At 50.9% G+C, this 15055-nt stretch carries 15 protein-coding genes; 6 read left to right on the top strand and 9 right to left on the bottom strand.

The annotated features are described in order from the left end of the window. The first annotated feature begins 1 nt into the window (after position 1). Together B6A39_RS10120 and B6A39_RS10115 are read left to right on the top strand one after the other, a co-directional pair. Positions 2 to 826 carry a metal ABC transporter ATP-binding protein gene (locus B6A39_RS10120; RefSeq protein ID WP_083004926.1) on the top strand — a complete coding sequence of 275 codons (825 nt, stop codon included), beginning with the start codon at positions 2 to 4 and terminating at the stop codon, positions 824 to 826. Positions 827 to 840: 14 nt separating this feature from the next. Further along, positions 841 to 1779: a metal ABC transporter permease gene (locus tag B6A39_RS10115; protein ID WP_332308440.1), complete on the top strand. Its 939-nt coding sequence runs from the start codon at positions 841 to 843 to the stop codon at positions 1777 to 1779. Here B6A39_RS10115 and B6A39_RS10110 read toward each other — a convergent pair. The 7 genes from B6A39_RS10110 to B6A39_RS10085 all read right to left on the bottom strand — a co-directional run bounded on the left by B6A39_RS10110 (position 1769) and on the right by B6A39_RS10085 (position 7047). After that, complete coding sequence (locus tag B6A39_RS10110) at positions 1769 to 2185, bottom strand: CBS domain-containing protein (protein ID WP_232318690.1); 417 nt, start codon at positions 2183 to 2185, stop codon at positions 1769 to 1771. The two genes, B6A39_RS10115 and B6A39_RS10110, sit on opposite strands and share 11 nt — an antisense overlap. A 10-nt stretch (positions 2186 to 2195) precedes the next feature. Next, the gene (locus B6A39_RS10105) at positions 2196 to 2549 is read right to left on the bottom strand and encodes a P-II family nitrogen regulator (protein ID WP_083004922.1); all 354 of its coding nucleotides are present in this window, start codon (positions 2547 to 2549) and stop codon (positions 2196 to 2198) included. Further along, complete coding sequence (umpB, locus tag B6A39_RS10100) at positions 2539 to 3354, bottom strand: Na,Li,K/H(+) antiporter subunit UmpB (RefSeq protein WP_083004920.1); 816 nt, start codon at positions 3352 to 3354, stop codon at positions 2539 to 2541. The genes B6A39_RS10105 and umpB overlap by 11 nt, the downstream gene beginning before the upstream one ends. After that, positions 3354 to 4118: a DUF1538 domain-containing protein gene (locus tag B6A39_RS10095; RefSeq protein WP_083004919.1), complete on the bottom strand. Its 765-nt coding sequence runs from the start codon at positions 4116 to 4118 to the stop codon at positions 3354 to 3356. Before B6A39_RS10095 ends, umpB begins: the two co-directional genes overlap by 1 nt. Before the next feature lie 134 nt (positions 4119 to 4252). Continuing rightward, the gene (locus B6A39_RS19145) at positions 4253 to 4384 is read right to left on the bottom strand and encodes a hypothetical protein (protein WP_269747918.1); all 132 of its coding nucleotides are present in this window, start codon (positions 4382 to 4384) and stop codon (positions 4253 to 4255) included. Then, a complete protein-coding gene (locus B6A39_RS10090; RefSeq protein ID WP_083004917.1) occupies positions 4381 to 5589 on the bottom strand; it encodes an MFS transporter in 1209 nt (402 codons plus the stop codon). The genes B6A39_RS19145 and B6A39_RS10090 overlap by 4 nt, the downstream gene beginning before the upstream one ends. Before the next feature lie 63 nt (positions 5590 to 5652). After that, positions 5653 to 7047, bottom strand: coding sequence for a GntP family permease (locus tag B6A39_RS10085; RefSeq protein ID WP_083004914.1), 1395 nt, complete (start codon positions 7045 to 7047; stop codon positions 5653 to 5655). Between the two features lie 356 nt (positions 7048 to 7403). On the opposite strand from B6A39_RS10085, the gene fabI reads away from it, so the two are divergent. The 4 genes from fabI to B6A39_RS10065 all read left to right on the top strand — a co-directional run bounded on the left by fabI (position 7404) and on the right by B6A39_RS10065 (position 12428). Beyond that, on the top strand, positions 7404 to 8177 hold the full coding sequence (fabI, locus tag B6A39_RS10080) for an enoyl-ACP reductase FabI (RefSeq protein WP_083004911.1): 774 nt from the start codon (positions 7404 to 7406) through the stop codon (positions 8175 to 8177). A 58-nt stretch (positions 8178 to 8235) separates the two neighbouring features. Next, positions 8236 to 9663, top strand: coding sequence for a bifunctional enoyl-CoA hydratase/phosphate acetyltransferase (locus B6A39_RS10075; protein WP_083004908.1), 1428 nt, complete (start codon positions 8236 to 8238; stop codon positions 9661 to 9663). Between the two features lie 2 nt (positions 9664 to 9665). Continuing rightward, positions 9666 to 10901 carry an acetate/propionate family kinase gene (locus tag B6A39_RS10070; protein WP_083004905.1) on the top strand — a complete coding sequence of 412 codons (1236 nt, stop codon included), beginning with the start codon at positions 9666 to 9668 and terminating at the stop codon, positions 10899 to 10901. Positions 10902 to 11081: 180 nt separating this feature from the next. Further along, entirely contained in the window at positions 11082 to 12428 is a 1347-nt protein-coding gene (locus tag B6A39_RS10065) for a Na+/H+ antiporter family protein (RefSeq protein WP_083004902.1), read from the top strand. 89 nt (positions 12429 to 12517) lie between these two features. On the opposite strand, the gene B6A39_RS10060 is transcribed toward B6A39_RS10065, so the two are convergent. Both B6A39_RS10060 and groL read right to left on the bottom strand, forming a co-directional pair. After that, positions 12518 to 13252, bottom strand: coding sequence for an RNA methyltransferase (locus tag B6A39_RS10060; protein ID WP_083004899.1), 735 nt, complete (start codon positions 13250 to 13252; stop codon positions 12518 to 12520). A 155-nt stretch (positions 13253 to 13407) separates the two neighbouring features. Then, positions 13408 to 15051, bottom strand: a complete 1644-nt coding sequence (gene groL / locus B6A39_RS10055; protein ID WP_083004896.1) for a chaperonin GroEL — start codon at positions 15049 to 15051, stop codon at positions 13408 to 13410. Positions 15052 to 15055: the final 4 nt, after the last annotated feature.

Genomic DNA, 15055 nt, shown 5'->3' with positions numbered 1-15055 from the left:
TATGACCACGTCAGATACAGGTAAGAACGCTGCGATTGAAGTAAAGGGGCTTTATGCAGCCTATCAGCGCCAGCCTGTTTTGGAAGATATTTGTCTAGCGTTTCCTGCTGGCCAATGGACCGCCATTGTTGGGCCGAATGGTGCGGGCAAGTCGACACTGTTTCATATTTTGACGGGTAGCATGAAGCCGCTCCGGGGGCATATAGAAGCGTTTGGTGAAGCGATTGAACGCCATCGTAAGGCGGGCAGTATTGCGTATATGGCCCAGCGCGAAGCGATTGAGTGGGATTTTCCTATCTCAGTTAGAGACACCGTCATGAGCGCGCGTTATGGCCACATGCGCCAAGATCCTTTGTGGCGGCAGCTGTTACCTGCTCGTTGGCAGTCTGCCCGCCATCACCAAGCCGTTCAGAAAGCGTTAAGCGATGTCGATATGCTGGCGCTGGCGGAACGCCCTATTGGGGCACTCTCTGGCGGCCAAAAGAAACGTGTTTTGCTGGCTAGAGCACTGGCTCAAGACGCACGAATCCTTTTGCTGGATGAGCCTTTGGCGGGGGTTGATCCACCTAGTGAGCAGCTTATTTTGGATGTATTAAAACGCGAGCGTGAAGCCGGCAGGACCATCGTGATGGTCACCCATGATATGCCGGGCGCACGTCGTTATGTGGACCATGTGGTACTGATTAACCGCTTTATTCGTGGTGAAGGGTCCCCAGACGAGATGCTGAATGATACGAAGCTTGCTGAACTAGCCGTCAGTTCCATTGAGCAGTCAGTAAACAACTATTCCCGTCATGTTAAAGATACTGCGATGGCACATAAGTAATGGGCACAATAGAGATGTTACAACCGTTAGATACGTTAAGTAGCGCCGTCGTCAGTGGGTTGATTGCAGCGCTTATGGTGCCCGTTAATCTCCTCCCAGACAGCATTTCTGATGCGTTTCAGTATGCGTTTATGCAGCGAGCGTTACTAACGTCGATGATGGTGGGGGCTATCTGTGGCATGCTCTCATGCTATGTCGTGCTGAAGCGTTGGTCGCTGTTGGGTGATGCAATTTCTCATGCGGTGCTTCCCGGTGTTGCCATCGCTTATTTGGTTGGGCTGCCTTTCTTTATTGGTGCATTCGTAACGGGAGCGTTAACGTCGTTAGGAATAGGGGCCATTGAGCGCCACACTCGAATTAAGTCAGATGCGGCCATGGGCATTATGTTTACAGGGGCTTTTGCGCTTGGCATCGTACTGATTAGTAAAATTGCCTCCAGTACCCATTTGATGCATATCTTATTTGGGAATGTACTGGGTGTTCAGCAGTCGGCGTTATTACTTACCCTGGCGGCAAGCATTGTTGCTCTATTAGTGGTGTGGCTCGCTTTCAGGCCATTAATGCTATATGCCTTCGACCCAACGCAGGCGCAAGCACTCGGTTTTAATACGGGTGTCATTCACTATGGGCTGATTTTGTTACTAACGCTTACCATTGTTGCTAGCCTGGAAACCGTCGGGATTATTCTGGTGGTGGCGATGCTGATTACGCCTGGGGCAACAGCCCACCTGCTAACCGACCGTTTTAAAACAATGCTGATAATTTCAATGGCAGTGGGCGTTGGTTCCGCTGTGCTTGGGCTATGGCTTTCGTTTGCGCTGGACGTAGCTTCTGGTGGCACCATTGTGCTAGTAGCGACCTGCTGCTTTTTCCTAGCGCTGTTGTTTTCACCCAGGCACGGCGTATTAATGCGTTTATGGCGTCATCGTAGGATTGGCCATTTCAAGGGTTAGTCAGCCATCCTAGTACCATTTGGTGGTAATCAACGATGCCGAGTACTTCTTGGTTTGCATTAACAACAGGCGCGAGTGATAAGCCAAACTGGTCAAAAAGCCGAGCGCAGTAGCGGACATTCATCTCAGGGCGAACGCTAACAACAGGTTTGCTCATAATTTCATACAGATTGATACGTTCGGCAGGGCGGTTAGGTGCGAGTACTTTCTTAGCGATATCAGAGGGTAAAACGATGCCTAATTCGTCGTGCTCCGTACGCCTATTGATGATGATGACGCTGGCCTTGTGTTGGCGCATTAAAGTAATACTATCCGCAACCGTTAATAAACCATCCGTCGTTACATAGTGAGAATGCATGACATCCTTTACCGTGCGCTCTGTCATATTGGCTTTGGCGTTCGACATTTTAAGCTCCTTACCCTAAAGGCTGATTTAGCGTTTCAGAAAGAGATTTGATTTGATGCGTAACCCCTAAGGCATCCTCCACATCAATCTGAAACGCAATGCCTGTGCCGGATGTTTCATCAAACTCACCAACATCAGCAATGGCTTGAAGAATATGACGGCTGATGTGCTCTTCAGCTAAAAAAAGCAACACATCTCGCTGAGCCGTAATTTCCATGCCGAAAATACCCCGTGCTTTTTTGAGGCCCTCACCGCGTGCGTTATTGATCACCGTCGCACCTGTAGCACCGGCATCGCGAGCGGCCTGAAGAATATCGTCGCTTAGTTCATCCTCGACTAACGCTACAATTAGTTTAAAGCGCATTTTCATCTCCTTTAATAGACGACGGAGCTTTGCTATCAAATTGGTTGTTAGTGGGTTGCTTGCGTTTATCTTTCCACTGAGCAATCTGTGCGTATCCCATTACTGTAATGATGGGAAACAAGCAGGCTAGAGCAATCATGCCAAAGCCATCCATCAGCGCGCTTCGGCCGGGTATTGATGACGCCAGCCCCAACCCTAGTGCTGCAATAATGGGCACGGTTATGGTCGAGGTAGTAACGCCGCCCGAATCAAAAGCAAGGGGAATAATTGACTTGGGCGAGCGCAAAGTTTGCACTATGACCAAACAATAAGCAGCGAAAACAAACCATTGAAGTGGCCAACCCATCACAATACGCCATACACCGAGAGTGATACCAAATGCCATGCCTAGCGCCACAGCAAGGCGCAGCATAAATGGATTTATTGTTCCACCCGAAATTTCGCCAGCTTTGATAGATACAGCAATAAGCGACGGCTCAGCAATGGTTGTGCTCGCACCAATCGCAAAAGCAAATATATATACCCAGTAGTAATCACTCCAGTGCCGCTGAGCGCCTTCTGTAACAGCGGGTAAGAAATCATAATTAGTTAACTGTGTAGCCATTAATTCCCCCATAGGGAATAGCGCCTGCTCAAGCCCCACAAGAAAGAGTGATAGCCCAACCCAAACCATGAAAAAGCCAGCCAACACTTGCGGTAAGCGCTTAATGGGTTTGCGAATTACAATGTACTGAAAGCCAAAAATAATGGCAGCGATGGGCAGAATGTCTCGCAGAGTGTCCCAAAAGGTCGTGATTAAATTCATCAAGAATTCCCTGCGACTAAATTGAGGCCAAAAATTCCAAATAACAGCACGAAAATGATGGGCATGACTGATGCAAACGCAATAAGGCCAAAGCCATCCAACATTGGGTTTCGTCCTTTAATCGTCGATGCGAGCCCCACGCCTAGCGCCGTAACGAGCGGAACAGTAATGGTTGATGTGGTAACACCGCCGGAATCATAAGCAATACCGATTAACTCGCTAGGAGCCACCAGTGTCAGCAATAAGACAATGATATAGCCGCCAATAATCATCAGGTGAAGAGGCCAGCCTTTGAAGATTCTCAATACACCGACAACGACTGCAGTGCCAACAGAAACGGCCACCACCATACGAAGGGTAAAAGCGAAAGAAACCTGAGCATCGCTGGTATTCGCAATTAAGCCACTTTCTGAGACCACTTCGCCTGCGCGGGCAGCGACTGCAATAAGTGCCGGCTCAGCAACGGTTGAACCAAAACCAAGCGCAAACGCAAATAGCAGCAGCCAAAATACCGATCCCTTTTGCACAAAAGCGCGTGCTAGATTTTCGCCTAGTGGGAAAAGCCCTAGTTCGAGGCCTTTGATAAATAAAGTCAGTCCCATTACAACAAACACGAGCCCTAGCACTAGATCTAAAAGGGCGAGTGAATCGGGTAGCGGCTGGCGTATGACGACAATCTGAAAAAAGCCCATAACCAGGACAACAGGTAATAGGTCTCTAAGGCTGTCTTTAAGCTGGTGTGCTAGCGAGGTAACGATATTCATTGAGCGTTTATTTTCACCGGGGCTTATAAATAGTTGTTATGAATTGGCGGGTGTCTAGTAAGCGTGCCTTTAAGCGGCTAGTGTAAAGTAAAAAAATAGTGACCAGCGTGACTCAGCTCAGGATTTTGGGCTTCTCAGCAAAGCCTGCTGCCAAATAGCAGCAGGGAGTCATCTAAAGAGTGCCAGCCCCACCAGGCTAGCGCCGCTCCACCCAGCAGTAGCGTTGCTAATACGATTAACAGTGCAAGCGCTGTTAGTTGCTTCATGAGATCACCTGAGGAGCAATGTTTCGTGCCAATGGCTTTTCGCTAATAAACCAGTGCAGACCAGCAGCGACCAATGAGAGCACAATGGCAATTTTCCAGACAGTGTCATAATGCCCAGTGAGATCATAGAGATACCCTCCGAGCCAGACACCCATAAATGATCCTAACTGATGAAATAAGAATACAATGCCGCCCAGCATGGATAAATGGCGAACACCAAATACAGACGCCACAATGCCATTGGTTAACGGCACGGTTGAAAGCCATAGTAGGCCCATGGCGATACCGAATACATAGGCACTAGTAGTGGTCAGCGGCAACATGACAAAAGCGGCAATTATCGCGCCGCGAATTAAGTATAACCAGCTTAGTAGACGCGGTTTTGACCAAATTCCTCCCATCCATCCTGCCGTGTAGGTACCCACAATGTTAAACAAGCCAACCAGTGCCAACACAGTGGTACCCACCTGAACGGCCAGTCCATTATCAAATAAATACCCAGGCAGATGGACCGCAATAAATACAACTTGGAAGCCGCAAACGAAAAACCCGAGGCACAGTAGCCAAAACCCTTTCTGGCCGACCGCCTCATTGAGTGCGTCGCGTAAGCTTAAATCGCCCAGCGCGTTAGGACTTGGACGGTCTTTTAACATCGCCCCCAGAGGGATCATCAGCGCAGCAATGGCCCCCATAGCTAGAAGAGCTGCTGACCAGCCAAGCCACTCAATTAGTCCCAGTGTGCCGGGTAACATCGCGAATTGTCCAAAAGAGCCAGCGGCACTCACAATGCCCATCGCCATACTGCGTTTTTCGGGAGCTACTGCGCGTCCCACTGCGCCCAAAATTACTGAAAATGTAGTGCCAGATAGACCTAGGCCAATGAGGAATCCAGCGCTTAGCGTCATGCCTAGTGCGCTGGTGGAAAGGCTCATAAAGCACAGTCCCGTCACATACAAAATGGCCCCTACGACAATGATTCTCGCCGCTCCAAAACGGTCAGCCAGCGCACCGGTGAAAGGCTGTGAGAGCCCCCAAATAAGGTTTTGAACCGCAAGGGCAAATGCAAACACGCCGCGTCCCCAGCCGAAATCGCTGCTCATCGGCTCAAGGAAAAGCCCAAAACCATGTCGAAGACCCATAGCAGTGGAAATAACCAAGCTTGCTAGCACGATAAAGAGTAGTGTGCGATGTCGCGGCAATACCATTTTACGTCCCTTATTATGTAGTTTGTTAACGCGTTAACTAACTATCTCACGGGTTACCTATCTTTAGAAGCTTCCAAATAGCGTACCAAGTGTAATGACACTGATCAGCGCTGCGATAGGCAGCACAATAGTGACCATTGCCACATTGGCGTAAGACTGGCGGTGGGTTAGCCCACAGATAGCCAGCAGCGTAATCACTGCGCCAGAGTGGGGTAACGTATCCATACCGCCTGCTGCAAGGGTCGCTACCCGATGCATGAGCTCTGGGCTGATGCCCGCCTGTTCTGCCATTGCCAGATATTCGCTGCCAAGAGTCTGTAGAGCTATGGAAAGTCCGCCCGATGAAGACCCTGTAATACCTGCGAGTACGCTCATGGCCATGGCTTCGGATATCAGTGGATTACCTGGAGAGACGTTGAGTACGGCGTCACGAATGATGGCGAACCCTGCCAGGGTTGCGATAACCGCTCCGTAACCCACTTCAGAAGCAGTATTGAAGATGGGAAGAAGTGAGCCGAAACACCCTTGATTTACCGTTGCCTTTAGATCCTGCCAGTACCGCCAGCGAGTAATAATTAACCATGTTGAGGCACTGAGTAGAGCAATTAAAATGGCCCATAACCCTGTTTGTCTGCTAGGCGTTACGTTTTCGAAGGCGTCGCTGATAAAGCTAAGATCCATTGCTGGGAAGATGCCGTAAGTAAATAGCGCGTTAAGACCGATCACCATTGCCAGTGGAATCAACGCAATAGGCAGTGCCATGGTTGGCGATGTGTCAGCATCATCAGTGGGTTCTGCTTCTCGCTCTGTGTGCGTGCCATAACCTTCACCACACGCCGCTGCTTTTTTAACGCGTGTCTGAAGGTAGAAAATACCTAAACCCAGCATAATCACTCCCGCAATAACCCCTAGCCCTGGTGCAGCAAAGCTGTTCGTACCAAAGTAAGGAATGGGAATAGCATTTTGAATTGAAGGGGTGCCGGGTAATGCTGTCATGGTAAACGTGAAAGATCCCAGCGCAATAGACGCGGGTATTAAGCGCTTAGGTACATTTGCTTGGCGAAATAACTCACGACTAATGGGATAAATAGCGAAGGCGACAACAAAGAGTGATACCCCGCCATAGGTCAGCACCGCACAGGCAATAACGACAGTCAGTACCACGTGATGGGTGCCGAGCCGATTAACGATGCCATTTGAGATTGACTGCGCTGCTCCCGAATCCGCCATTAATTGGCCAAACAGTGCTCCTAATAGAAATAACGGAAAGAACTGAATAACGTAGTTGCCAAGCGCTTTCATGAAGGTGTCGGTGTAGATCGGTAGCAGAAAAGCCACATCGCCTGATAGTAACACCGCCAGTGATGCCATAAGTGGGGCAAGTAACAAGACGGAGATACCCCGATAAGCAAAAAACATCAATAGCATTAAGGAAATAATGATCGCTAGCATGCCCATACAGGCTCCCAAAATATGATTAAAACGGCGTGTTTGAAGACGTGGTTGTTAAAGCGATGACTTTAAAAACAGCATGGTTAGCAACATGGTTAAAAAGTGCTAGTAAAAATGTATCCTTAAATTAGCAGTGTCGGTAATAAGTTGAGGGCGGCATACTAGGTAGTATGTTGCAAAGCAGCAAGTGCGGTTTGACTAAAGTCGTAAGCTTATGTCGCACATGGTCCGGGTTTGTTAGCGACGCTTAAACGACATAAATAATGCTTAAGTTTAGACAGGTGAGTGTGGGTTATACCGACGAACCTCTTCATTTGTTGGTGTAGGCTTATTTTTCATAATTGATTAGTAGGAGGTCATTGGTGCTGAACCCTTTTTCCATGCAAGGCAAGGTCGGGATTGTTGCGGGCCTTGCTAATCAAGACAGTATCGCTTTTGGCTGTGCTCAAGCGCTGCATTACGCTGGTGCTGAGTGCTTAGTGACCTACGCTTCTCCCAATGCCGAAAAGTTTGTGACACCGCTGGTAGGCGACATGGGAGAGCCGGAACTCATGCTGTGTGATGTGCTACACGATGATCAGTTGGATGCGTTATTCGCTCGTGCGCGCAAGCGCTGGGGCCGGCTAGACTTTGTCGTCCACTCGATTGCCTATGCCCCCCTTAATGACTTACATGGTCGAGTAGTTGACTGCTCCAAAGAGGGGTTTGCACTCGCTATGGATATCTCCTGTCACTCCTTTATTCGCATGGCCAAGCATGCCGAGCCGTTGATGAAAGAGGGCGGATCTCTGTTCAACATGACGTACTACGGAGCCGAAAAGGTCGTTGATAACTACAACTTAATGGGCCCTGTGAAAGCTGCATTGGAGTCTGCCACGCGCTATATGGCTGCCGAGCTTGGTCCTCAAGGTATCCGTGTTCATGCAGTATCACCTGGCGCTATCCGTACACGGGCAGCATCTGGACTTAAGGCGTTTGACGAGTTGGCCTATGACGGCGAAACGCGCTCACCATTACGTCGCCTGGCCAGCGTGCAGGATGTCGGCAATGCTGTCGTTTATCTCGCCTCTGATGCTGGAGCATCACTGACGGGATTAACCCACTACGTAGATGCAGGCCACCATATTCGCTTCTAACGTATGGGTGATTAAGGAAGTTTCCTAGTTTAAGGACGTGGTTTAAAGGAGTCACTCGATGTCGGCCAATGACGCTAATGATCTAATTGAAAATCGCACCTATGACGAAATAACGGTCGGTGATGAAGCCCACCTAGAAAAACGCCTGACCATGGAGGACATCAAACTGTTTGCTGTGATGTCAGGTGACATTAATCCGTCACACGTCGACAGCGACTTTGCTAAGAGCAGCCGTTTTCAGGAAGTCATTGCTCATGGCATGTGGGGCGGCGCGCTGATATCCACTGTGCTGGGAACCCAGCTGCCCGGACCGGGCACGGTCTATCTTACCCAGTCGTTGCAGTTTAAGGCACCTGTAAGGCTGGGGGATGTACTGCGGGTATCCGTGCGGGCTATCGAAAAAGATGATCAGCATCATAGGATCACCTTTGCCTGCCGCTGCGAAAATCAACGCGGTGATACGGTCATTGAAGGTGACGCTAGCGTATTGGCACCGATTAAAAAAATTCAGCGGCCTCGCGCGTTGCTGCCCAAAGTGCGTTTAACCGAGCGTGGTAGGTTGCATGAGATTTTAACCGCTGCCGATCATCCAGAGCCAATGCCTACCGCAGTCGTTCATCCGGTAGACCAAAGCGCCATTTGTGGAGCGGTTGAATCAGCGGCGCAAGGTTTAATTATTCCTGTGCTGGTTGGGCCCAAAGGGAAAATACAGCTCGCTGCTGAAAAAGCCGAGGTGGATATCAGCGCATTTGAGCTAGTGGATGTTCCCCACAGTCACGCGGCTGCTGAACAAGCGGTGGCATTAGCACGTCAGGGCCGCGTAGGTGCGTTGATGAAAGGCGCGCTGCACACCGATGAGCTTTTACGTGAAGTGCTTAAGCGCGAGACCGGGTTGCGTACCGAGCGGTGCCTAAGTCATGTGATGGCCTTTGATGTGCCAACCTACCCGCGACCATTGTTGATCACGGATGCGGCGATCAATATCTATCCGAAGCTGGCTGAAAAACGCGATATTGTTCAAAACGCGATTGAGTTGGCTCACGCGTTGGGTAACGACAATCCCCGTGTGGCGATTCTATCTGCTGTCGAGACCGTCAATCCCAAAATCACGTCTACGATTGATGCGGCGGCCCTGTGTAAGATGGCTGAACGTGGCCAGATTAGCGGTGGCACCTTAGATGGGCCGCTGGCTTTCGACAATGCCGTCTCAGAAGCGGCGGCAAGAACCAAAGGTATTGTTTCGCCAGTGGCAGGGCGCGCCGACATCCTACTCGCGCCAGATCTTGAAGCAGCCAATATGTTGATGAAGCAACTTACTCACCTAGCGGATGCAACGGGGGCGGGCGTTGTCGTCGGCGCTAGGGTACCGATCATGCTGACAAGCCGCGCGGATGATGCATTGACGCGTATGGCATCCAGTGCATTAGCGTTACTACTAGCTGACTATCAGCGCCGGAGCCTACTAAGTAGCCCTTCAGGAGCATAACCATGCAGGAAATACTGGTGCTTAACAGTGGTTCTTCCAGCGTCAAGTTTGCTCTTTATCATATCACTGCTGAAGGCGCTGCCGGTGGAACTCAGGAGGCGTTGACGCTCGCCTACAGCGGCCATTTTTCGGGCTTGGCAACGTCGCAATGTCGCGTGTCATTAGCGCATCGCGAACCTGGGCAGCCCCCGCATCGCTATGGTTTACAAGCTCTGGAGGCACTGGGGCTAACCCCGGCAATAAACCATGAAGAGGCCATCACAAAGTTGATGGCATGGCTTGAGCAGCGTGAGGATAAAACTACCCTGGTTGCCATTGGGCATCGCGTTGTTCATGGCGGCCAAACTTACCATGAGGCGGTTAGGTTAAGCGCTAATGACGTGGTCGAGTTGGAAAAATTTTTAAGCTTAGCACCGCTGCATCAGCCTCATGGGCTTGCACCTATCAAATTACTGATGGCGCAACTGCCAGATGTGCCACAGATCGCATGTTTCGATACCGCGTTTCATGCTCATCAACCCTGGGTGGCTCGGCAGTTTGCTCTGCCGCGGGAATTGACTGCCAAGGGGTTGATACGTTACGGCTTCCACGGCCTTTCCTACGATTATATACAGCGCACGCTGCCCACTGTTTTACCTAGCGATGCACCCCGTTCACGGGTGGTGGTGGCGCATTTAGGTAATGGTGCCAGTATGTGTGCTATCTGCGATGGCGTCAGCGTAGCCTCAACCATGGGGTTTACCGCGCTTGATGGATTGCCGATGGGCACGCGCTCTGGTGCTTTGGACCCAGGGTTGGTGCTCCACCTAATTAGTCATGAAGGAATGAGTGTCGAGGACGTGTCGACGCTCTTATATAAGCGTTCAGGACTGCTTGGTGTCTCCGGGATCAGTAGCGATATGCGCGAGCTGCTTGCAAGTGATGCCCCTGAAGCCGAAGAGGCTGTTGAGCTTTACTGCTATCGCGCCGCGCGGGAAATCGCCAGCTTAGCTGGCGCGCTGGGCGGGCTTGATCAATTGGTATTCACCGCCGGTATTGGTGAGCATGCTGCATCCGTGCGTGCACGTATTGTGGTGCAGTGTGAGTGGTTGGGCATGCAACTTGATGAAAAAGCCAATACGCGTGATGCCTGTTGCATCTCTTCACCGAGTAGCCGTGTGGGCGTTTGGGTCATTCCAACCGATGAAGAACGAGTGATAGCCAGTGATTGCCTAGCGCTTCTCAAAAGCGAGGATTAATCAGCGTCTTAACTCTGGCACCTGATGCCAGGGTAATTACTTGGAACACTGACCGTAGAGAGGGTGGAGTGCTGTCATGTCGTGGTGATTACTACTGTCATTACCGCTACCGATAAACCACTGATCTGATAGAATCCCCAGCTTTTGTAAGCTCACTCACTTATCTAACTGGGAATCTTAATGAACGCGGTAATTCTTGCTGTGCTAGTCATGGTGGCGCTTTCGCTTGCTCGGGTATCCGTGGTGTTTGCACTGGTTGTAGGTGCGCTGGTTGGCGGCTTGGTTGGCGGCCTGTCACTGGATGAAACGCTCAGTGCATTCAATGATGGTGTTGGTGGAGGCGCGCAAGTAGCCCTTGCTTATGCCACGTTGGGAGCCTTTGCGGTGGCAATTTCCCGTTCTGGGCTGCCCGATATGTTGGCCAATCGCCTGATTACGATGTTGGGGAAAGAAGCGACTGCGGCACATCAAGCACGGGTAAAGGTGTTTTTGCTCGTTGCAGTGCTCTTAGTGGCTATCTCATCACAAAACGCCATTCCGGTGCATATAGCGTTTATCCCAGTGCTGATTCCGCCGTTGTTAGTGGTAATGAATCGTCTCCAGCTTGACCGCCGCGCGGTGGCGTGTGCGCTCACCTTTGGGTTAACCGCTCCGTATATGCTGCTACCTGTAGGATTTGGCGCGATCTTTTTGAATGATATTCTACTGGCAAATTTAAATAGCGCCGGCGAGTCACTGGGCTTAGAAATTACGCGGGGAATGGTGCCCATGGCAATGGCTATTCCGGTAGGCGGAATGGCGATTGGCTTGCTCGTAGCACTTTTTTTCAGCTACCGTGGGCAGCGTGAATATACTAATAAAGATCTAGTGTCGACTAATGCCCACCAAGGTCATTCGCCTGCAAAGCCTCATACGTTTGGGTTGGTGATGTCGGGCGTGGCTATTGTGGCTGCATTAGGTTTACAGCTTTATACCGGCTCTATGATTATTGGTGGGCTAGTGGGGATTGGTTTGCTTTCGCTGGGCGGCATTTTTAAGTGGCGTGAAGCAGACGATCTATTTACCAGTGGTATGCGCATGATGGCGTTGATCGGCTTCATCATGATTTCAGCAGCGGGCTTTGCAGAAGTAATGAAGGCGACAGGGGATATCGAGTCGCTAGTGACAGGTGCGTTTGAACTGTTTGGTGATAACCGCGGTTTAGCGGCGTTTGTTATGCTGCTGGTAGGCTTGTTTATTACCCTGGGGATTGGCTCATCGTTTTCAACCATTCCCATTATCGCAGCGATTTTTGTACCGCTGGCGGTGCAGTTCGGTTTCTCGCCAATGGCGACGGTTGTACTGGTTGGTACGGCGGCTGCACTGGGCGATGCGGGATCGCCAGCGTCTGATTCCACGCTGGGGCCAACGTCAGGTCTAAATGTTGATGGCCAGCATGATCATATGTGGGACAGCGTGGTGCCTACCTTCCTGCACTACAATATACCGCTGATTGCATTTGGGTGGCTGGCAGCGATGTCGCTTTAAGTGTTTTTTCACCGACTGCTTTTTTAAAGATCAGTTTAGAAACTAGAAAGGGCAGCCATTAGCTGCCCTTTTTTATGCTAAAACCCTGATTATTGCCTAGGTAGGTGCGACTCGAAAGCGCTCAGTAGGCCGCGGAGTAAGGAGAGTTCCTTACGGTTGGGCTGAGCACGGGAAAACAACGCCTGAAGTTGTTCTTCAGTGCGGGCATGGGGCTGGGTAAGAAAGCCACTTTGCTGCATCAACCGCCCAAGGTGCTCTTGGAAGTGCACAAACTGCTCGCGGCTGGGCGGCGTGGCTTCAAGTGGCCGTTGGTACATGAAGTGACTATCATCGCGCTTCCGCCAAGCACGGTGTACTTCATACGCTAAAATCTGCACGGCCTGTGATAGATTTAAAATACCGTATTCAGGGTTGGCAGGTATGCTGACTTGGTGTGTGCAGCAACGTATTTCGTCGTTGGTGAGACCTGAGCGCTCACGCCCGAATACGAGTGCAACCGGCGCTTGTGCGGCGTTCTCAATTACCTGCTGCGCCATGTCATCAGGTTCATCGAAATGCGGGAGAGGCAGGCTGCGGAGCCTTGCGCTTGCACCGACCACTTGTACGCAATCACTAACTGCTTCTTCAAGGGTGCTTACACACCGGGCATTTTCAAGTACATCTGTTGCACCTGCGGCCATGCGAGTTGCTTCGTCATCTGGGAATGCGCGCGGATTAACCAATAAGAGCTCGGATAAGCCCATGGTTTTCATCGCGCGAGCAGTAGCGCCAATGTTGCCTGGGTGGAAGGTTTGCACTAGTACGATGCGAATATTGGAGAGCACGGTAATGAAGACCTACAGCTGCCGGATAAAGGCGCTGATGGTAGCATGATTTTAACGACCGTTAGAGGTGGGTGGGGTATTGTCAAATAAAAGAACCCCGCCGTGGCGGGGTTCTTATCGACGTTAAACGTCAGAGCGATAGGCTCAGGGTTGCATTACATCATGCCGCCCATGCCACCCATTCCGCCCATGCCACCCATGTCTGGAGCAGCGTCTTTCTCTTCAGGATCGTCAGCAATCATGCACTCAGTGGTGATCATCAGGCCAGCGACAGAACCAGCGGACTGCAGTGCAGTACGGGTTACTTTAGCCGGGTCTAGAACACCCATTTCGAACAGGTCGCCGTACTCACCCGTTTGTGCGTTATAGCCGAAGTTGCCTTCACCATCTTTCACGCGGTTGATAACAACAGCCGCTTCTTCACCGGCATTGGTAACAATCTGACGCAGCGGAGACTGCATAGCGCGCAGCGCCATGTTGATACCATGGTTCTGGTCTTCGTTGTCGCCAGTCAGGCCCTGTACTTTAGCCATGACGCGAACCAGTGCAGTACCGCCACCAGGTACAACGCCTTCTTCTACTGCAGCGCGGGTTGAGTGCAGCGCATCTTCAACACGAGCTTTCTTCTCTTTCATTTCTACTTCGGTAGCCGCACCGACGCGAATAACAGCAACACCGCCTGCCAGCTTGGCAACGCGCTCTTGCAGCTTCTCTTTGTCGTAATCAGAAGAGGTTTCTTCGATTTGTGCACGAATCTGGTTAACGCGTGCTTCGATGTCATTTTCGACACCAGCGCCATCGATGATGGTGGTGTTTTCTTTAGACATCGTCATGCGCTTAGCGGTACCCAGGTGATCCAGGTTCGCTTGCTCAAGCGTCAGACCAACTTCCTCAGAAATCACGGTGCCGTTAGTCAGGATAGCGATATCCTGTAGCATCGCTTTGCGACGGTCGCCGAAGCCAGGTGCCTTAGCGGCAGCAACTTTAACGATGCCGCGCATGTTGTTCACTACCAGCGTTGCTAGCGCTTCGCCTTCGATATCTTCAGCGATAATTGCGAGCGGTTTGCCTTGCTTAGCAACCGCTTCCAGCACTGGCAGTAATTCGCGGATGTTGGAGATTTTCTTGTCTACGAGCAGGATGTAAGGGTCTTCCAGCTCAACAGCCATGGTGTCTTGGTTGGTCACGAAGTAGGGCGAGAGGTAGCCGCGATCAAACTGCATACCTTCAACGACTTCCAATTCGTCTTCAAAGCCACGACCTTCATCAACGGTGATGACGCCTTCTTTACCGACTTTTTCCATCGCTTCAGCGATGATCTCGCCAATGCGCTTGTCGCCGTTAGCCGAGATTGTGCCTACCTGAGCAATCGACTTGGTGTCGGTGCAAGGAACAGACATTGCCTGGATCTCTTTGACTGCCGCATTGACCGCTTGGTCGATGCCGCGCTTAAGATCCATTGGGTTCATACCCGCAGTAACGCCTTTTAAGCCTTCTGCGACAATTGCTTGGGCCAGAACAGTTGCTGTAGTAGTACCGTCGCCTGCGGCGTCAGACGTTTTGGAAGCAACTTCCTTAACCATCTGAGCGCCCATGTTCTCGAACTTGTCTTTCAGCTCAATCTCTTTTGCAACCGATACACCATCTTTAGTAACGGTTGGCGCGCCGAAGGATTTGTCCAGTACCACGTTACGGCCTTTTGGACCGAGGGTAACTTTTACTGCGTTGGCCAGAACGTCAACGCCACGTGCCATGCGTTTGCGAGCATCATCGGAGAATTTAACTTGCTTAGCTGCCATGTTC

Origin of the sequence: Halomonas sp. GT, assembly GCF_002082565.1 — a bacterium.
Taxonomy (GTDB): Bacteria; Pseudomonadota; Gammaproteobacteria; order Pseudomonadales; family Halomonadaceae; genus Vreelandella.
The sequence above is the reverse complement of the archived record's forward strand: the minus strand, read 5'-3'. Positions and strand labels throughout refer to the sequence as shown.